A 19,218-nucleotide genomic window follows, 5' to 3' on the forward strand; every position below is an offset into this window, starting at 1 on the left:
GGCACTAAGTTACCGACTGGTAGCCACAGACCCGGAGGAACCCATGCCGACGCTCGACCGCCAGGACGACGTGTTCACCCTCGACCTCGGGGACACCGAGAACCGGTTCCACCCCGACTGGATCGCCTCGGTCGACGCCGCCCTCGGCGAGGTGGAGCGGGCGGAGGGCGCCCGCGCCCTGGTCACCACCGCCACCGGCAAGTTCTTCTCCAACGGCCTCGACCTCGAATGGCTGATGGCCAACGGCGACCACTACCGCGAGTACGTCGTGTCCGTGCACGAGCTGTTCGCGCGGGTGCTGTCGCTGCCCTTGATCACGGTCGCCGCGCTCCAGGGGCACACCTTCGCCGCCGGCGCGATGTTGTCCCTGGCGCACGACTTCCGCGTGATGCGCGCCGACCGCGGGTACTGGTGCCTGCCCGAGGCCGAGATCAACATCCCGTTCACGCCGGGCATGTCCGCGTTGATCCAGTCCCGGCTGGCGCCCCGGACCGCGCACGAGGCCATGACGACCGCCCGCCGCTACGGCGGCGTCGCCGCGCTGGACGCCGGCATCGTCGACCACGCGGTGGACGAGGACGCGGTCCGGTCGACCGCGGTCGGGATCGCCTCGGCTCAGGCGGGCAAGGCCGGTCCGACCCTGGGCACGATCAAGGCGCGCATGTACGCGCCCGCGCTGGACAGGTTGCGCGACAAGGACGACCTGCTCGGCTGAGCGGGCCGAGGGAGTGGCCTCCGACCTGGGGGTCGACATCGGAGGCCACTCCGGGCAGCGCCGGCCGTCGCGTGGGCGGTGCGGTCGGGCTGCGGCGGGGTGACACCGCGGCGCGGCGGGTGGACCGGCGCGTCACCGTGACTCGTGGGCCTCCAGGGCGAGTTGCCTCAGTTCGGCCGTGCACATCATGAACCGGTCGGTCGGCAGGTGCTTGAAGTAGTAGCCCACGTCCGCCCCCAGCGCGAACACGTGGACCGGCACCCCCGCCCGCCTGCCCGCCTCCACGGACTGGCGCAGTCCGGACATGACCGCCGGGTGCCGCGTCTGGTACGAGGAGGCGACCCGGTGGTTGCCCCGGTCCGCGGCGAGGTAGAACTGCGTCAGGTCCTTGGTGCCCATGAAGATCTCGCTCGCGCCCGCCTCGCAGAACTCCGTCACCGAGTGGACCGCGGCGGGGGTTTCCACGAAGACCGACAGCGGCACGTCGTCGGGCAGTTCGAGCCGCTCCCGCAGGCGCAGGAACTCGTCCTGGTCGTTGATGAACGGCACCGCGAAGTTCAACCGGTCGACGTCCGGGCCGAGGTGTTCCCGCACGTAGGCGCGCAAGGCCCGGAACGCGTGCGGGTAGTGCGGTTCGTGCAGCAGCCAGCGCGCGCCGTGCAGGCCGAGCTCCGGATTGGACTCGTGGTCGACGTCGACGTCGTTGGTGATCTGCGCGGCGTCGTCCGACCGGAGGTCCAGCAGCCTCATCACGAGGCGTTGGCCCGGGACGAGCTGGTCGACGATGCCGCACAGCTCCGCGCCGATCGCCGCGCCGTAGCGCTCGGCCTCGGGAATGCCCGCGCGGAGCGCGTCGAGCGGGCTGAGCCCCGCCGAGAGGCAGACGAACTCCTCGCGGACGAAGAACGAGGTCACCTGGTCGACGCGGGGTTGGATGGCATTCGTCGACTGGATGTCGGTCGCGTCGGCGATGACGACGCAGACCGAGCGGAGGTCATCGGGGGTGACGGTGGGGTATTCCACGGATTGCGCCGCGACTTCGCTCTCGCCGAGGGTGACCGACTCGCGGTCGGTCCGCACGGTCACTTCGCCGACCAGCCCGGCGAGTTCGGCGTGCGGAATCCGGAGCACCGGAATTCCCCGGGACCGGCACAGCGATTCCATGTGACCGGTGCGGCCACCGCCGGAACAGACCACGGCGGCCGATCTGACGATGGTGTCGTAGAGCTCGGGACCGAGCGCGTCGACCACCAGCACGGAACCGGGCAGCGGTCTTCCGGTGTGGTTGGCGATGCCGCGAACACTCGTCGACGGCGAACCGACGAGCAAAACCCCGGGGATCTCGCGCGGGCTCACGGCATCCTCCTACCGATTCCGATCGGCGTGCGGACCTGGCGAGGGCGTCGGCCTGACCGCCGACCTGCGGGGCCGACGTCGTCGTGCACGACATCGGCCCCGGGTTTGTGTGGCACAAGACGAGGCATGGCACGAGCCTCGCAGTCGTCCGAGCGGCGGCGCATCTTCTCGAGTGCGAGGTCGTGGTCCATTCGTGCGACACCGCCTTCGGCCGACGGGCAACGGCGGAGTAGTCGGGAGCCGGGTGGAAATGGTGGGAGATGAGTGGAGTTCGGTTCAGGCCACCGGCTCCACCGTCTCTTCGAGCCCGAGCAGGAAACGGAGTTCGCGCGGGGTCACGGAGAGGTCGGTCAGCTTCGTGGTGGCGGCGGAGCTCACCGCGAACCGCACGGCTCGATCGCTCGGCGGCGGTGACGCGTCCGCGCGCGTGGCGAGGTCCCGGATGCGCTGGATGTTCCCCTCGATCCGGTCCGCCAACGACTGGCGTTCGTCGTGGTGTCGGGCGGCCATTCGGCGGACGTCGAGCATGACCGAGTGCGTGACGAGTTCGCGCAATTCGGGATCGGTCGCGTCGGTCAGCGTTCCGGCGATGTCGTCGCCCGACACGTCGTAACACGATTCGAGGCGGTGCAGCGTGGTGGCCGCGACTTCCACGGAGTGGTTCTTGATGGCGGCGAGGTTGAACGTGAACGCGCCGGTCCGGCCATTCCGGATGATCTCGTCGCCCTCACGGGGGCTGCCCACAACGGAAACGGGACCGGATGGCGTGCCGTCAGGTCCGAGGAGCCGGCCGTGGGGGTCGACTTCGACGCCGCGCCCGGTGCGGCGGTGCGCGACCGCGATGTCCCGCTGGAGCAGGTTCGACCAGAGCGTCGAGTCGGCGCGCTCGTAGTTCGTCTCACGCCCGAAGTTCGACACGACGAGGTCCGCTTCGATGGTCCACGTCGAATCCCGACCCGCGACGGACAGCACGAGGGTGCCCGCCTCGGTGGCGTGGATCCGCTGCACGCGACCGGTGGTGAGCGCGATCTGCTTGTCGTCGCCCATGGCGGCGTCCACGATGTTCGTGGTGTAGGCCATGGCACTCACCCGCAGCACGGCCAACAGGCTCCCGTAACCGTCGAGCAGCGCGCGGAGCTCATCGGTGGGAATTCGCTCCAGAATCGCGGGAAGGTAAGGCTCCCACGACTTGGCGACCCGTTCCGTCACCACCACCGGCGATACTTCGGGATGCTCACGGGTGAGGAGCGCGCAGGCGCGTTCCCATTCTTCCCGGAACCGGCGGACGAATTCCTCCCGCCCTTCGTAGTGGTCGCCGAGCAGTTGCGGCGGGGGCAGTTCGAGCACCTGGTGCTGGTGGTTCGGCGGATAGGTGCGGGGCGTGAGACCGGAACCGGAAATCATGTGGATCCGGCCTTCGTGCCCCCGGCGCAACAACAGCGTCGCCGAGTCGTACGCGCTGAGCAGCGTGCCGACGATGGCCACGACGCCGTCTTTCCGCACGCCCAGCACCCGTTCGATCCCGCTCTTGGAGTACGGGCTGCGCACGAACGACGGGTGCTCCAGCACCTCGGCCGCGAACGCCGGGTACTTCGTCTCCAACCCGGTCGCGAGCACGACGTGGTCGGCCTTGAGGATCGCGTGCCCGGTCCCCTCGCCGTCGAGCGGCTCGGCGAGGTCCTCCACCACGACGTGCGCGTGGTCGCCGAACACCTCCACGTCGACCGCTTCGCCGTCGACCTCGACCAGCGTCACGCCCGCCGCCGCCTCGCGGACGGCCTCGGCGAGGCGGCTCTCCAGGTAGTCCTGGTAGATCCGGCGCGGCGCGGGACCGGACTCGGTGAACTCGAAGCCGTGCCAGTCCGGCGGCCAGTCCGACCGGTCGGCCTCGTGGTTGGCCCAGCGGATGAAGTCGTCGACGTCCTCGCGGAATGCCGACATGCGGCCCGCCTGGATGTTGAACACGTGGTGCCAGTGGTTGCTCTCGCGCTGGTACGCCACCCCCGAGTTCCGGTATTCCGGACGACGTTCCACCAGCACCACCTCTAATGGCTCGCGGGCGAACCGGAGAAAACGGATGGCGGTCGCGGTCCCGGCCAGACCCGCGCCGACGACGACAACCCTGCGGAACCGATCGGAGCTTTTCACCATGCCACCTCTGTTCCCTCTGGCGCTGCCCGCCGAAGTCGGCACTACGTGGTCGAAGCCGCGCCGTGCCGCACCGGGCATTGGGTGATCGAACGGTAGAATACCTTCGATCGTGCGAGGTGGACATGCCGTGAGACCCAATTGTTCTGAGGATTTCACGTCGGCGCCGACCGGACGTCCGACGCGTTCGACGGGATGATCACCGCAGGTCACGACACCGGACCGGAGCGGGGTCGACCACGACGGATTCCCGCACATTCCCGAAGCTGTTTCCACGCGCGTGCTTGACAATTCTTCGGACGACTCCCCCGGACGCACGAGAGGCCGTCGACGACGCGTCGACGGCCTCTCGCGGCGGGAAGGGAGGGGCCGGCGTCAGGAACCGCCCGACCGCGGCGCGGCGGCCGAGAGGAGCGCTTCGGCCAGGCCCCGTCCCCGCTTGGCGGGGCCGTCCGGACCGAACGACTGGCCCGACGCGTGCAGGCCCTCGAAGACCAGCACCAGGTGGTCGGACAGCGCGTCCGGGTCCTCGACCCCGAGCTTGTCGGTCAGCTCGCGGATCCGCGCCCTGGTCCACGACTTCGCCGCGAGGGCGTTCTGGTGCGCGGGCAGGTCGGGCTCCGGGAACTCGGCCATCGACATCAGGAACTTGCAGCCGCGGAACGTCGCGGAGGAGACCTCGGCGAACATGAGGTCGAACACCGCCAGGATCTGGTCGCGCGGATCGGGACCCGCTTGCTCGACCGCGGCGGTGAACCGGTCGCGGAGGTCCAGGTCGGCGAGCTCGACGTAGGCGCCGACGAGGTCGTCCTTGGACGCGAACAGGCGGTAGAGGGTGGTGGGCGCGACACCGGCCTCGGCCGCGACGAGGTCGACGCCCGTGGCCCGGATTCCCCTCAGGTAGAACAGGTCCCCGGCCACTCGCAGTACGTGGGACCGGGTCTCAGCAGCGGATCGATGCACGGCGCCCCTCGTCGTTCACCACGCTAGGGATGGTTCCCTCCAGGCTACTCCCGCACCGGTGGCCCCACCATTGCCCGCGAGGGCCAACCGCTGTGGCGACCGGTGCAACGGGCCGGCGTGAACGGACGAGGCCGTGGACCGGGTCACGCCGCGTCGTCGCCCGCGAGCCACGTGGCGCACCGCGACGCCCGCACCTCGAACGGCAGGCGCACCACCGCGACCGGCGGACCGGCGAGGTCGGCCGCGTCCAGCACCAGCACCTCGTCACCCGCGACGGCCACGACCCAGCCCTGGCCCTCCTCCTTGCCGCTCGGCACGAACACCGGCTGGCCGGGCGTGGTGCCGAGCTCGCGGCGCCACGTGCAGCCCAGCGCCACGTCGTGGCGGACGATCGCGGTGCCCGCCGTGCCGAACACGAAGCGGTGGTGGCGACCCGCCACGCGCTCGTCGACGACGCCGACGTCCATCGCCGGCAGCTCGACCCGGCGCACGCCGCCGGTGGCGAGGTCCAGCGTGTGGCGGCGCAGGACGCCGGGCGCCCAGACGGCGTCCACGACCACGCGGCCGAGGTCCTCGTAGACGTTGACCAAGGACAGCACCTCGCCCTCGTCCACCTCGAACCAGAGCGGCCGGCCGTAGGCGAGCAGGCCGATGCGCGTGGGGCCGGTGGCCGGGCCGGAGTACGGGTCGCGCATCCCGACGAGGTCGGCGGCGCGGCTGTAGTACGGCGCCGAGTCGAAGACGACCACGAACCGGTCCGTCACGCCGACCGCGCGCATCCGGGGCGCGTTGTCCAGCGGGAAGGGCTCGGCCCGCAGCACCTCGCCGTCGACGCCGAGCGTGACGTGCTCGGCGTAGCCCAGCTCCGGGTGCGACATGGCCGTGTGCCACACCTCGCCGTCGAAGACGGGGCGGGCCATCGTGGCGCCGGAGGGCCAGTCGGCCGGCGCGAGGGCGGCCGGCCTCGGACCGCGGTACCACCGCGCGCCGTCCGGCCCGAGCCGGACACCCGACACGCCGTACTTGCCGGACCAGACGAGAGCACCGTCCAGCTCGGCGGGCAGCGCACCACGCACCACCAGCGCTTCTGCGACTTCCCGCACCGACGCGACCACGCCCATCACCCCGTCCACACGTTCCATAACACTGTCTTACTACTATTTATAGCGGCGTTATGGAACCTCGTCAAGGCGATCCGGCCCCTGCCGGCGGGTATACCCGGATGGCGTATTGCGCCTCTGTCCGACGGCTCGCCGGACGAGGCCTCCGACAGGCGGTCACCGCTGGTCACCCGGAGGGTCCGCGCTCGCGGGGGTCTCGATCCCCGGCCTCGTGACGCGGCCGGCCGTGAGTCGGCGGTGCCGGGTGACGTCGTGGTCGAGCTGCCGGGCCAGGCGCGGGATGGTGGTCGAGGTCAGGTAGCCGTCGGCGCCGGCGTCGAGCACGCGCCGGACCGGACCGGGGTAGCTGACCGCAAGGCCGTCGTCCTCGACCTCGGTGACGATGACGCGGGCCTCGGGGAACGTCGACCGGAGCAGCCCGACCAGCTGCGGACTGCTCGGCGGCACCAGCAGCACGTCGGCCGTCCTCGGCGCCGCGTGCAGGTCGAGCACGATGTAGTCCTCGCCGAGCGCCGCCGACAGCGCCGCCCGCGCCGACCTGGACAGCTTCATCGCGGTGGCCACCACGGTCACGTCGCGCACCGACGGCTCCGGCCCGTCCTCCCCGTGCCGTGCCCCCGTGCCGGTGACCGTCGCGATCGGCGCGCCCTCGCGCGTGACGACCAGGCTCTCGCCGGGCCCGAGGGCGTCGACGAGCGCCACGACGTCCTCGGGCAGGCGCGTCACGTCGAGGTGCCGTGCGCCGGGCTCGGCGCGTTCGTCGGTCATGTCCTACGGACGGGCACGCCCCCCTCGACGTTGTCCGGGAGTCGCGGCGCTCTGGCTGGTCACCCCGGAACGAGCGGGCAACGTCCTGCGGCCCGGCGACGATCTCGCCGATCTCGTCCGGAACGTCGGCGGGGAGGGCGGGTGCACGTGGTCCGGCTGACCTGAGCCCGGACGCGGCAACGGCACCTCGCTGTGGGTCGAGGTGCCGTTGTGGAGGTGCCGCGGCGCTACAGCGGCACGTTGCCGTGCTTGCGCGCAGGCGTCGGGCGACGCTTGTCGCGCAGCATCGCCAGCCCCCTGGCGACCGCGGACCGGGTGTGCGACGGGTCGATCACGTCGTCCACCAGACCCCGCTCGGCCGCGTAGTACGGGTGCACGAGCTGTTCCGAGTACTCCGCCAGCAGCTCGGCCCGCAGGGCGTCCGGGTCGGCCGACGCGGCGAGCTCCTTGCGGAAGATGACGTTCACCGCGCCTTCCGCGCCCATCACCGCGATCTCGTTGGTGGGCCAGGCCAGCGACAGGTCCGTCCCGATGGACCGGGAGTCCATCACGATGTACGCGCCGCCGTAGGCCTTGCGCACGATCACCTGGATGCGCGGCACGGTCGCCTCGCAGTAGGCGTAGAGCAGCTTCGCCCCGTGCCGGATCACGCCCGCGTGCTCCTGCGCCGTGCCCGGGAGGAAGCCCGGGACGTCCACGAGGGACACCAGCGGGATGCCGAACGCGTCGCAGAACCGCACGAACCGCGCCGCCTTCTGGGACGCCTCGATGTCCAGCACGCCCGCGAACACCAGGGGCTGGTTGCCGACCAGCCCCACGACCGCGCCGTCGATCCGACCGAACGCCACCACCACGTTGCGCGCCCACCCCTCGTGCACTTCGAGGAACTCCCCGTCGTCCACCAGCTCCTCGATCAGGGTGCGCATGTCGTAGGGCTTGTTCGGCTCGACGGGCACGATCGAGGCGAACTCCGGCCGCACGTCGTCCACCGCGCCCACGGGCTCGTGGGCGGGCGGGGACTCCAGGTTGTTCGACGGCAGCATCGACACCAGGTAGCGGACGTCCTCCAGGCACGACTCCTCGTCGTCGTGCACGAACGACGCCACGCCCGACAGCTCGCCGTGCACCGCCGCGCCGCCCAGCTCGTCGTGCGTGACCTTCTCCCCCGACACGGCCTGCACCACGTCGGGACCGGTCAGGTACATCTGCGCGGTGCCGCGCACCATGAACGTGAAGTCGGCCAGCGCGGGCGAGTACGCGGCGCCGCCGGCGGACGGCCCCAGCACCACCGCGATCTGCGGGATGACACCGGACGCCGCGACCTGGCGGAGGAAGATGCCGCCGTAGCCGTCCAGCGCCATCACGCCTTCCTGGATGCGCGCGCCGCCGCTGTCGTTCAGCGCGATGATGGGCGAGCCGGTGTCGATGGCCATGTCCATCACCTTGTGGATCTTCGCCGCGTGCGCCTGGCCGAGCGAACCGCCGAAGATGGTGAAGTCCTGCGCGTAGACGAAGACGCGCCGTCCGTCGATGGTGCCCGAACCCGCCACCACGCCGTCGGTGTGCGGGCGGTGCTCGGACACCTTCAGGCCGTGCGCCTGGTGCCGCCGGTAGAGCTCGATCTCGGTGAACGAGCCCTTGTCCAGCAGCATGTCCAGGCGCTCGCGCGCCGTGTGCTTGCCGAGCGAGCGCTGCCGGCGCACCGACTCGGCGTTGGACACCGCCCGGTCGCGCAGGTCGTCGTTGCGCTCCCGCAGCAGTTCCATCGTGCGGGCGGGCAGTTCGGGCCGGAAGTCCGAGTGCCCGTTGACGTGGTCGATCCGTGAAGTGGTCATCGGCGTCCTGCCTGGCGTTCGGTCACCGCACCGGTGTCGGCGAGCCACCGCACCGCGTCGGTGACCGTGTCGGCGAACGGGCGGGGTTTGAGGTCGAGCGTGCTCGCGGCCGGGTCGACCCGGACCGCCGCGCCGACCGTGGCGATGGCCCCGTACTCGGCGGGGATGTGCCACGGCCAGAGCGGTTGCACCAGGTCGACGAACCGCCCGACGGGCGTCATCATCGCCGGGGGCAGGAAGACCGCGGGCAACGCGCGCCCGGTGGCCTCCCGGACACCCGCCAGGTACTCCCGCATGTCGAGGTAGTGCCCGGGACCGAAGTGCCGGCCGACCGAATCCGGGGCCGTCGCGTCCGGGGACAGCATCGCCACGTGCAGCGCCGCCGTGTCCCGCACGTCGCCGATCTGCAACCCGCCCGCGGGCCACATCGGCATGAGCCCGCGCACCGTGTTGCGCAACCGGTCGATCTGGTCGCCGAACTTGGGGTCGTACGGCCCGAGGAGGGCCGGTGGGTAGCTGATGACCACCGGCGCCCCCTCGTCCTGGTGCCGTCTCGCGATGGCCTCCGACGCCGCCTTGGTCGCGGCGTACGGCTCACGGGTCGTGCCGACGGGCGACTGCTCGTGGATCACCCGCACACCGGGCGTGAACAGCGCCGCGATGCTCGACACGTGGACGACGCGGCCCGCGCCGGCACGGCGGGCGGCGGAGAGCACCACCTCCGTGCCGTGCGCGTTGGTCCGCAGCATCTCCGCCCGCCTGCGCCGGTCGAACGAGTACACCGACGCCGCGTGGACCACCGCGTCCGCGCCCCGCACCGCCGCGTCGACCGACCGCTCGTCGGTCACGTCGCCGACCACGACGTCCACCGCGTCGGGTGGCACCTCCAACGGTCGCGTGGCGGCTTCCACCGCGCTCGCGTCCCGGACCAGCAGGCGGACCCGGTGGCCGGCGCGCACGAGCTCCGCCACCGTGTGCGAGCCGACGAAACCGGTACCACCGGTGACGGTCACCAGCATGTGCACTCCTTCCCGAAGCGTGCGGACCCTGAGGTCAGACCTGGTGGAACGAGCTGCCGTAGAACAGCAGCGCGGACGCGGACGCGCCCCGGCTGGAGCTCAGCACCTGACCGACGAAGATCGTGTGGTCCCCGCCGTCGTAGAACTGCACCAGCTCGCACTCCAACCAGGCCAGCGAACCGTTCAGCAGCGGCGCGCCACTGTGCGATCCCTCGATCCAGTCGACCGCGTCGAACTGCTCCGGCCCGAGCGGGCGGCGCTTGTCGGCGAAGTACTTCGCGGTGTCCCGCTGGTCCGCGCCCATGATCGACACTCCGAACCGCTTGGTGTTGGTGATCGCGTCGTGCATGACCGCCGAGTGGGCGATGCAGGCCAGCACGAGCGGCGGGTCGAGCGACACCGAGGTGAACGCGTTCGCCGTCATGCCGTGCGCGTGCTCGCCACCGACCGTCAGCACCGTGACCCCGGTCGCGAACAGGGACATCGCGTCCCGCAGCGTGGTCTCCTCCATCGTGGGCGCCGCCTCGTACATGTCCGTCATCCCCCCAGCCCGGCGCGGGCGAGCACCGGGGCCTCGGCGTAGGGCGCGAGCGCCTTGCGCAGGTCTTCGGGCACCCGGGAGGGCACCGTGTTGGTGTTCGGGCCGCGCATGCACGCGATCCGCTGCCGTCCCTTGGCGACCAGGACCTCCTGGTCGCCGGTGACCTTGACGTAGTCGAAGCTGAACTGGATCTGCGTCTGGGTCAGCTCCTCCAGCCGCATCCGCACCGACAGGTCGTCGAAGAGGGTGATCTCGGAGAAGAACTCGCACTCCACCTTGAGGGTGAACAGCTTGAGGTCGTCCTGGAGGTCCTTCAGCACGCTCGGCGCCTTCTCCTTCAGGAACATCTCCCGGCACCGCCCCTGCCACCGCAGGTAGTTCACGTAGTACACGTTGCCGACGAGGTTGGTCTCCTCGAAGCCGACCGTGTGGCGGATCTCGTAGTAGTCGGTCATGTCAGCCCTCCTTGCCCACGAGCACCGCGAACACCACCGGTTCGGACCGGTCGACGACGGTGGTCACCCAGGTGGCGACCTTGGCGTCGCCGGTCGACAGCACGGCCCAGCCGTCCGGGTGGACCCGGTCGACGGTGAGCGCCTGCGTGGTGGAACCGGTCTTGCGCAGGCACTCCAGGGCACTCCACACGCGGGTGCCGGCGATGGCCGCCGTCTCGCCCACCTCGGCGGTGAGCAGGTCGCGCACGGCGATCAGGTCCTCGCCGAGCAGCCCCGTCCAGTCCTCTTCGGACCGGGCGACGGCCTCCTCGACGTCGACGCCGAGCGTGCCGCCCGCCGCCGCCGCGGCGAAGGTGACGCCCGCGCTGTGCGAGGCGGACACCTCGACCCCGTCGACCTCGGGCTTGCCGTCGGGCCGGTAGTGCACCTCGACGGGACGGTCCAGCGCCCGGCTGAGCGCGAGCGCGGTCTGCGCGCGGCGCTCCGGCGAGGCGTCGGTCGGGTCGGGCTCGACCACGATCGCGCGGCTGCCGCCCAGGACCCGCTCCAGCGAGCGCTCCAGGTAGGAGCCGAGCATGGTCGGCGTCCACGGTCCCGCGCCGTCGCGCTTGCGCACGGCCCGCAGCACCAGGCCCTCCCACCGCTCGACGAGCCGGCCCTCGGGGTCGCGCACGTCGAGGTCGTAGGTGTAGCTGTCGCCGTCCTGCGACCGCTCGCGGGCGTCCAGCACCACGTACTGGGCCAGCTGGTCGACCTGCGCGGCCAGGTAGAGCCGCTCCACGCTCTGCGGCAGCAGCGTGGCGTCGGGGACGCAGCACTGGATGGCGTGCATCATCACGTCCCGCGTGCCCGGGTCGGCCAGCATCCGGTCCTGCGGCAGGAACGGGGCGAACCAGGTGGCCACGGACGTCGTGGCGACCTCGGCCACCGCGTGCCGGGCGCTCGCCCGCCGGTAGCCCTGCAACCGCTGGAACCGCTTGCCCTGGAACAGGACGCTGCCGTACAGCTCGGTGACCGGGTCGACCGGCACGAGCGGCAGCACGGGACCGCCGTCGACCACGTCGCCGGGGATCGCCGGTCGCGGGAACCGCAGCCGGGCCCGGAAGTGGTCGGCGGAGAACCCGGTGTCCTCGGCCCGGATCGCCACGTCCACCGTCTCGGCGTCACGGGCGAGCGCGGCGATGCGCACCGTCAGCGAGCCTCCCGGCCGCACGACCACCGGCCGCAGGAACTCCACGTCCTCCAGCAGCGGCGGCGAGTCGTGCCCGGTGAGGGCACTGGCCACCTGGGTCATCGCCTCCATGCCGATGACCGCCGGGAACAGCAGGTCGCCTTCGAGCAGGTGGTCGCCCAGGTACGGGTCGCTGCCGTCGGACAGGTCGGCCTCGGTGACCAGCTCGACCGCCGGGTAGTGGACCAGGACGCGGTCCACGAACCTGGCCAGCGGCAGCTCGGCGCGGGCCATCTCCAACGTGGGCAGGCCCGCCGCGCGGCCGGAGACCACGAGCACGGGGCCCACGGTCGGGTCGGCCAGCACCTCGCGGAGCACCGCGATGCCCGCGTCGGTGGAGATCGGCGTGATGCCGTCGCGCATCAGCGCCTCGACCACGCCCAGCCGCTCGCCCATGCCCGCGCCGGACCAGACCGACCACTCCAGGGCCAGCACGCGCGCCTGCGGGTGCTTCACTCCGAAGTCGACGGTCAGCTCGCTCATCCAGTCGTTGGCGGTCGAGTAGTGCGCCTCGCCGCGCAGACCCGCCCGGCCGATGATGCTGCCGAACGTGACCAGGAGCTTGATCCGGTCCTGGTCCACGGCGTCGAGCACCGCGTTGAGGCCGGTGATCTTCGGCGCCAGCGTCGCGTGGAAGTCCTGCTCGGACAGCCCGGTCAGCGCCTTGGGCTCGTTGCGGCCCGCGCCGTGCAGCACGGCGGTGACCTCGCCCAGCTCGGCGCGGAACTTCGCCACCGCGACGGCGATCTGCTCGGCGGAGGTCACGTCGGCCCGCTCGTAGCGGTGCTTGATGCCCGCCGCGGTCATCCGGGCGAGGTTGGCCGCCAGCTCCGGGTCGGCGGCCGGGTCGGCCCGCCCGATCAGCGCCAGGGACGCGCCCGAGTCGGTCGCCATCGCGATGGCGCACTCGGCCGTGATGCCCTTGCCGCCACCGGTGACCAGCAGCACGTCGTCCGAGTCGAGGGGCGATCCCCCGGCCTGACCGGACACCGCCCGCAGCACCGGCACGGTCCGCACGCCGTCGGCGTCGTACCGCACCTGCGAGAAGTCGGTCGTGGCCGCGACCTCGGCCGCCACCAGGCGTGCCACGTCGGTCTCCGGGCCGGTCTGCCCCGGTGCGAGGTCGACCAGCGTCACCGGGATGTGCGGCGCCTCCAGGTGCAGCGTGCGGGCCAGGCCCGACGCGCCGAGCTTGTGCTGCACGACCGCGAGCCTGCGGCCGGACGCCAGCACGTCGCGCGTGGCCTCCAGGAACAGGCCGACGTGGGCGTCACCGCCCTCCGGCGGCAGCAGCAGGAGCACGCCGTCGCCGGGCAGGCCGGCCTTCAGCGGCTCGACCAGCGGGTGGCCCTCGGGGGCGTAGACGGTCCACTCCCCCACCGCGCCGGGCGTCGCCGCGACGAGCTCGCGCTCGACGTGCTCGACCAGGAACGGCCGCACCCACGACGCGACGCCGGGCACCTCGCCGCTGTCGCGCTCGTCGGCGTGCGCGGTCTCGGCCAGGTTGTCGATCAGGTCGGCGAGCTCGCCCATCCGCACGGTGGCGAAGTTGGTCGTGCCCTCCAGGGCCGGGCGGCCGAGGCTGCGGGTGACCTCGTTGACCAGCTGGCCGACCGTGATGGAGCTCAGGTGCAGGTCGTCCAGCGGGTGGGTGTCCGCGGTGATGGCGTCCAGCGGCAGTTCCACGCGCTGCGCGGCCAGGCGGCGCAGCAGTTCCAGCGTGGACTCGCCGTCGGAGCCCGCGGCCGTCTCGGACTTGGCCGACTTGACCGCCGCGGAGGCGTTCTCCTCGGCCGTGCGCAGGCTCGACTCCAGCGCGGGAGCCGTCTCGCAGGGGCTCGCCAGGAACGTCATCGTGCCGTCCAGCGGCAGGTCGCGGAGGACCCGGTCGCCGAACAGGGCATCCGTGCGGACCGGCGCGCCGAGCACGTGCGCGGCGGCGACGACGGTCAGCAGCGACGTGAGCGAACCGCTGTCGGTGTCGACGGAGAGCGCGGGCTTGCCGGGCGCGATCTCCTCCAGCAGGCCGGTGAGGACGCGGCCGGGGCCGACCTCGACGACCAGGTCGGTCACGGCGGCGGCCTTGGTGGCGGCCTCGTGGAACCGGACCGGGAGGGTGATCTGGTCGCGCAGCAGCTCGCGCAGGTCGGCGCCCGCCTCCAGCACGTCACCGGTGACGGTGGAGTGCACCGGGCGGATCAGCCGGCCGAAGTCGAAGTCGACCAGCCGCTCCGCCATGGCCGACGACGCCGGGGACACCAGCGGCGAGTGGAACGCGTGGGAGACGTTGATGCGGGTCGCCTGCACGCCCTCGGCCCGGGCCACCGCGCACACCCGGTCCACGGCCTCGGCCGGGCCGGACAGCACGGTCTGCGCGGGACCGTTGTACCCGGCGATGACGACGTCCTCGCCGGCGGCCAGCTCCAGCGCGCGCTCGGGCGTCGTGCCCAGGCCGGCCATCGCGCCGCCGCCCTTGCTCGCGCTCGCCATGACGCGACCGCGCTCGGCGGCCAGCGACAGCACCCGGTTGGCGCTGAGCGCGCCGGCCCAGTGCACCGCGGACAGCTCGCCGAGGCTGTGCCCGACGGCCGTGTGCGCCTCGATGCCCAGGTCCCGCAGCACGTTCAGCGCGGCGAGGGAACCGGCGACGATGCGCGGCTGCGCCACCTCGGTGGCGACCTGGTCGCCGTCGGTGGGCAGGCCGGCGGTCCGGAAGACCTCCTCGGCGACCGGGAAGCGGCGGCGGATGGCGCCGACCGCGCCCCGGCCGGAGCCCTGGCCCGGGAACAGGAACGCCAGGCGCGGCGCCGCCGTCCGGTCGTCCAGGAACACGCCGTCGTTGGCGTCGAAGAGCGTGCCGCCCTCGCTCACCGCGACCATCAGCCGCTCGACCTTGCGCTCGGCCTCCTCGGGCGTGCGGGCCACGACGGCTCCACGCAGCGAGGCGCCGGTCAGCCGGGCCGACAACGCCCCGGCCAGGTCGGCGAGCTCGGCGAACGCCAGCTTCGGCAGCAGCGCGGCGACCTCGGCGACGCGGTCCTTCAGCGTCGTGCGGTCGGGCGCGTCGAACAGCAGCACCTCGGCGTCCTGGCGACCGGCGACCAACGCCTTCGTGCGGACGTCGAGCTGCTCGCGGCGCGTCGCGTCGGGCGCGGCCTCCAGGGCGATGTGGGTGTTGATGCCGCCGAAGCCCATGGCCGACACGCCGGCGCGCACCGGCTGGTCGTCCGGCCACAGCTCGGCCTCCAGCGGCACGTACATCACCGCGTCGTCGGCGGTCAGCTTCGGGTGCGGGTCGTAGTGACCCGTGCCCGGTGGGATGACCTGGTGGTGCACGGCGAGGGCCGCCTTGATCAGTCCGGCGACCCCCGCCGCTGCCTTGGTGTGCCCGAAGTTGCCCTTGACGGTGCTCAGCGCGGCGGGCCGGGCGTCCGGATCGGCGGTGCGGCGGGCCGAGGACAGCGCCTCGATCTCCGTCTCGTCGCCCAGCGCCGTGCCGGTGCCGTGGCCCTCGAAGTAGGACACCGACTCCAGGCCGTAGCCCGCGCGGCCGTAGGCGCGGTGCAGGGCCAGTCGGTGGCCGTCGGCCTCGGGGCGGGTGATGCCGCCCTTGCCGTCCGACGACACGCCCCAGCCGGCGATGGTGGCGTAGATCCGCGCGCCCTTGGCCAGGGCGTCCTCTTCGCGCATCAGCACGAGCGAACCGGCGCCCTCGCCCGGCCAGAAGCCGTTGGAGTCCTTGTCGTAGACCTTCATCACGCGCTTGGCCAGCGCGCCGGTCTTGGCGAAGCCGATGACCTCGAACGGGTCGATCGACAGGTCGACGCCACCCGCGATGGCCACGTCCATGTCGCCCTCGACGAGCGACTTGGCGGCCGTGGCGACCGACAGCAACGACGAGGAGCACGCGCCGTCGACGGTGTAGCCGCCGCCGCGCAGGTCGAAGTAGTTGCAGATGCGGCCCGCGATGGTGTTGGCCAGACCGCCCGCCAGGGTGTCCTCGTTGATCTCCGGGAACGGCGCCTTGTAGTCCACTTCCAGCTGGCTCAGGAAGCCCGCGATCTCGTCCTCGGGCCAGCCCTTGCCGGTCAGCGCCGCGGCGACGGTGCGCCGCACGTACGGCCAGCGCAGCCGCATCACGTTCGCCCGGGAGAACTCACCGGTGAGGCTGTTGCCCAGCACCACGCCGGTCGACCGCTTCGGCAGGCCCTCGCCGTCGGGGAAACCCGCGTCGGCCAGCGCCTGGGAGGTCACGTCGAGCGCCAGCCAGTGCGTCAGGTCGGTGGAGCGGAACGTGCTGCCCGCCACGCGGTAGCGAACGCGGTCGAACTCGAAGTCGCGCAGCACCGCCGCTTTCGTGCTGTAGAAGCGGTCTGGTGCCTCGGGGTCGGGGGAGTAGTAGTCCGCCTGGTTCATCCGCTCGTCGGGCAGCCTGCGGAAGGCCCGACGACCGGCCAGGACGTTTTCCCACAGTTCCCCGGTTGAACCGGCATCGGGGTAGCGCAGGCCGATGCCGACGATTGCGATCCGCTCACTGCTCATGCTTTCACCGTCTTTGAGGACATCGGGGGTTCTGGATGGTCCGAGAAAAAAGCTGTCGCGCACTGAAAAGTGCAAACACACGACACTTCGTAAAAGTGCGCAACGTAAGACTGCACGACCGCCCGACGACACTGCTTCTCCGATTTTGCCCTGCTGACCTGCGCTTTTCCATAACAGCGTGATTTGAATTCCGCGGGTGACCGGCGGGGCACCTCGCGCGCCGCCCGGCCCGACCACCACCAGGTGCCCGCCGCAGGCCGCAGACCTGCGGGCTCGACCGGTCACGCGGCCGTACGCCACCCGACGTGAGCCATTCGGCCCACCAGGTGCGCACACCGGAAGAAGTAATCGAGACATCACACTGGGATGCTTTGCAGGCCCCCGAATCGACGCCACGTAGGGGCTCACATCGGCCGTTCAGCATTGCTCCGGAGAGGGATCACATGGCGCGCACCGGAACCAACAGGCTCGTCCGGCAGGAGCCCGCAACGACGGCGGTGGCCACGTCGTCGTTCGTCAACGGCCACTTCCCGCGCAGGCGCGGGCTCATCGTCCTGCTCAGCTCGATCGCGGGCTTCCTGCTGACCGTGGTGTGGTCGGCGCAGTTCGTCGACTCGACCATCGGCGACAGCGTGGCCAACACCCTGCTCGGCCACGACGCCAAGGAGACCCCGATCCAGGGCATCGCGGCGGGCATCGCGTTCGCCTTCGTCAGCGGCATCGCGGGCACGTTCACCGCGTGCAACATCGCCGCGTTCGGCGCCGTCGCGCCCATGCTCAGCGCCACCGGGTCGCGCTGGGCGAAGCTGGCCGCGACGCTCAAGCCGGTCGGGTGGCTGGCCGTCGGCATGATCCCGGTGTCCGCCCTCTACGGGGTCCTGGTCGGGATCATCGGCACGCGGATGCCGCAGTTCTCCACCGCGGCGAACCAGCCGGGCACCCTGAGCAGCCGCGGCATCCAGTCGTTGATCGTGTTCGGCATCATCGGGCTCGTGATGGTCTACCTGGGGCTCGCCGCGCTCGGGTACGTGCGCGACCCGTTCCGCAAGATCGCCAAGCGGTTCCCGAACGCCCCGATGGTGTTCATGGGCGTGCTGATCGCCGGCTTCCTCATCGGTCGCCCGTTCGGGCTGTTCCGGCAGATGTTCCGTGACGCGGCGGAGAGCCACAATCCCCTGTACGGCGCTGCGGCGTTCACCCTTCAGTCGGTAGGCAACATCGTCATCATGGCTCTACTGTTCCTCGCGCTGGCGTACTTCACCGGCGGCCGTTTGCAGCGGTGGCTCTCCGCGAAACCGAGTCGGATCGCCGCTGTCACGGCCGTCGCGCTGATCGTCGCCGGTGTCTTCACCTTCATGTACTGGGACATCAGGATGCTGGCGCGGCGGGAGATCATCCCGTGGTACCCGACCGCACCTTGGGCCTGATCACGGCGATGGGAACAAGCACACCATGGGTATACCGACCGAGCCGATCGGCAGCGTCCCGCGTCCCGCGGAGCTCCTCAAGGGCTTCCAGGACCACGCGGAAGGCCGCATCGACGCCGCTGCGCTGCGCGCACTGACCGACGAGGCGTTAGCGGACACGGTCAGCCGGTTCGAGGCCACCGGTTCGCCGGTGGTCACCGACGGCGAGCAGGACAAGCCGAGCTTCCTGACCTACCCGGTGGCGGGCATCGCCGACCTGGCGGCGGGCGGCGCGGTCGTGCCGTTCGCCGACGGTCACACCCGTCAGCTGCCCGTGCTCACGAGCGGGCCGTTCCGCTACTCCGCGCACGCCGTCGACCTGCTGCGCGCCGCGCAGCAGCTCACGGCGCTGCCGGTGAAGCAGCCGGTGATCGCGCCGTCGGCACTGGCCCTGCTCTACCCGGCCGACGGGATCGACGGCTACTCGCGCGACGAGTTCATCGCGGACCTCGTCAACGAGACCGAGGCCGACATCCGCGCCTGCCTGGACGCGGGCGCGGCCGTGGTGCAGCTGGACTTCACCGAGGGGCGGCTGTCGCTCAAGCTCGACCCGTCGGGCGGGCTGCTGCGCGACTTCGTGGCGCTCAACAACGCGGTGCTGGACCGGTTCTCCGCCGAGGACCGGACCAGGATCGGCCTGCACACCTGCCCCGGCGGCGACCAGGACTCCACGCACAGCGCGGACGTCGACTACGCCGACCTGCTGCCGGACCTGTTCCGGATCAAGGCGGGCCGGTTCTACGTGCAGCTGGCCAGCGAGCCCGACCGCCGCCGGGTGCTGGCGATCATCAAGGAGCACCTGCCCGCCGACGCGCAGGTCTTCATCGGCGTGACCGACCCGATCGACCCGCGGGTGGAGACGCCCGAGGAGGTGCGCGACCGCGTGCTGGAGGCGGCCGAGTTCCTCCCCGTCGAGCGGCTGGGCACCTGCGACGACTGCGGTTTCGCCCCGTTCGCCGACGACACGTCCACCTCGCGCGACACGGCGTTCGCCAAGATCGCCGCGCGCGTCGAGGGCACCAGGCTCGCCGAGGCGGCCCTGGGGATCTGACCCGCGA

Annotated in this window: 13 protein-coding genes; 3 read left to right on the forward strand and 10 right to left on the reverse strand. The window is 71.6% G+C overall.

Translation table 11 applies throughout. The annotated features are described in order from the left end of the window. The first annotated feature begins 43 nt into the window (after positions 1-43). Positions 44-715, forward strand: coding sequence for an enoyl-CoA hydratase-related protein (locus ACQPYE_RS28975; protein WP_498715882.1), 672 nt, complete (start codon positions 44-46; stop codon positions 713-715). A gap of 132 nt (positions 716-847) precedes the next feature. On the opposite strand, the gene ACQPYE_RS28980 is transcribed toward ACQPYE_RS28975, so the two are convergent. The 10 genes from ACQPYE_RS28980 to ACQPYE_RS29025 all read right to left on the reverse strand — a co-directional run bounded on the left by ACQPYE_RS28980 (position 848) and on the right by ACQPYE_RS29025 (position 16,694). Further along, the gene (locus tag ACQPYE_RS28980; protein WP_498715883.1) at positions 848-2,071 is read right to left on the reverse strand and encodes a putative PEP-binding protein; all 1,224 of its coding nucleotides are present in this window, start codon (positions 2,069-2,071) and stop codon (positions 848-850) included. Positions 2,072-2,347: 276 nt separating this feature from the next. Next, positions 2,348-4,222 (reverse strand): FAD/NAD(P)-binding protein, encoded by a 1,875-nt coding sequence (locus ACQPYE_RS28985; RefSeq protein WP_498715884.1) that lies wholly within the window; start codon positions 4,220-4,222, stop codon positions 2,348-2,350. Positions 4,223-4,594: 372 nt separating this feature from the next. Continuing rightward, positions 4,595-5,140, reverse strand: a complete 546-nt coding sequence (locus ACQPYE_RS28990) for a TetR/AcrR family transcriptional regulator (protein ID WP_498715886.1) — start codon at positions 5,138-5,140, stop codon at positions 4,595-4,597. Between the two features lie 185 nt (positions 5,141-5,325). Then, on the reverse strand, positions 5,326-6,324 hold the full coding sequence (locus ACQPYE_RS28995) for a carotenoid oxygenase family protein (RefSeq protein WP_498715887.1): 999 nt from the start codon (positions 6,322-6,324) through the stop codon (positions 5,326-5,328). 135 nt (positions 6,325-6,459) lie between these two features. Further along, positions 6,460-7,071, reverse strand: coding sequence for a hypothetical protein (locus ACQPYE_RS29000; RefSeq protein WP_498715888.1), 612 nt, complete (start codon positions 7,069-7,071; stop codon positions 6,460-6,462). 227 nt (positions 7,072-7,298) lie between these two features. Next, complete coding sequence (locus ACQPYE_RS29005; RefSeq protein ID WP_498715889.1) at positions 7,299-8,906, reverse strand: acyl-CoA carboxylase subunit beta; 1,608 nt, start codon at positions 8,904-8,906, stop codon at positions 7,299-7,301. Continuing rightward, on the reverse strand, positions 8,903-9,925 hold the full coding sequence (locus ACQPYE_RS29010; RefSeq protein WP_498715890.1) for an SDR family NAD(P)-dependent oxidoreductase: 1,023 nt from the start codon (positions 9,923-9,925) through the stop codon (positions 8,903-8,905). Before ACQPYE_RS29010 ends, ACQPYE_RS29005 begins: the two co-directional genes overlap by 4 nt. A gap of 34 nt (positions 9,926-9,959) precedes the next feature. Further along, on the reverse strand, positions 9,960-10,466 hold the full coding sequence (locus tag ACQPYE_RS29015) for a flavin reductase family protein (protein ID WP_498715893.1): 507 nt from the start codon (positions 10,464-10,466) through the stop codon (positions 9,960-9,962). Then, positions 10,463-10,921, reverse strand: coding sequence for an acyl-CoA thioesterase (locus ACQPYE_RS29020; RefSeq protein ID WP_498715894.1), 459 nt, complete (start codon positions 10,919-10,921; stop codon positions 10,463-10,465). Before ACQPYE_RS29020 ends, ACQPYE_RS29015 begins: the two co-directional genes overlap by 4 nt. A gap of 1 nt (position 10,922) precedes the next feature. Further along, positions 10,923-16,694: a type I polyketide synthase gene (locus tag ACQPYE_RS29025; protein WP_498715896.1), complete on the reverse strand. Its 5,772-nt coding sequence runs from the start codon at positions 16,692-16,694 to the stop codon at positions 10,923-10,925. Positions 16,695-17,137: 443 nt separating this feature from the next. Between ACQPYE_RS29025 and ACQPYE_RS29030 the strand changes: the two genes are divergently transcribed. After that, positions 17,138-18,121 carry a hypothetical protein gene (locus ACQPYE_RS29030; RefSeq protein ID WP_498715897.1) on the forward strand — a complete coding sequence of 328 codons (984 nt, stop codon included), beginning with the start codon at positions 17,138-17,140 and terminating at the stop codon, positions 18,119-18,121. Between the two features lie 25 nt (positions 18,122-18,146). Further along, positions 18,147-19,211 carry a cobalamin-independent methionine synthase II family protein gene (locus tag ACQPYE_RS29035; protein ID WP_498715898.1) on the forward strand — a complete coding sequence of 355 codons (1,065 nt, stop codon included), beginning with the start codon at positions 18,147-18,149 and terminating at the stop codon, positions 19,209-19,211. The last annotated feature ends 7 nt before the right edge of the window (positions 19,212-19,218 follow it).

The sequence above is a fragment of the Actinosynnema sp. CA-299493 genome (assembly GCF_050946825.1).
GTDB lineage: Bacteria > Actinomycetota > Actinomycetes > Mycobacteriales > Pseudonocardiaceae > Actinosynnema.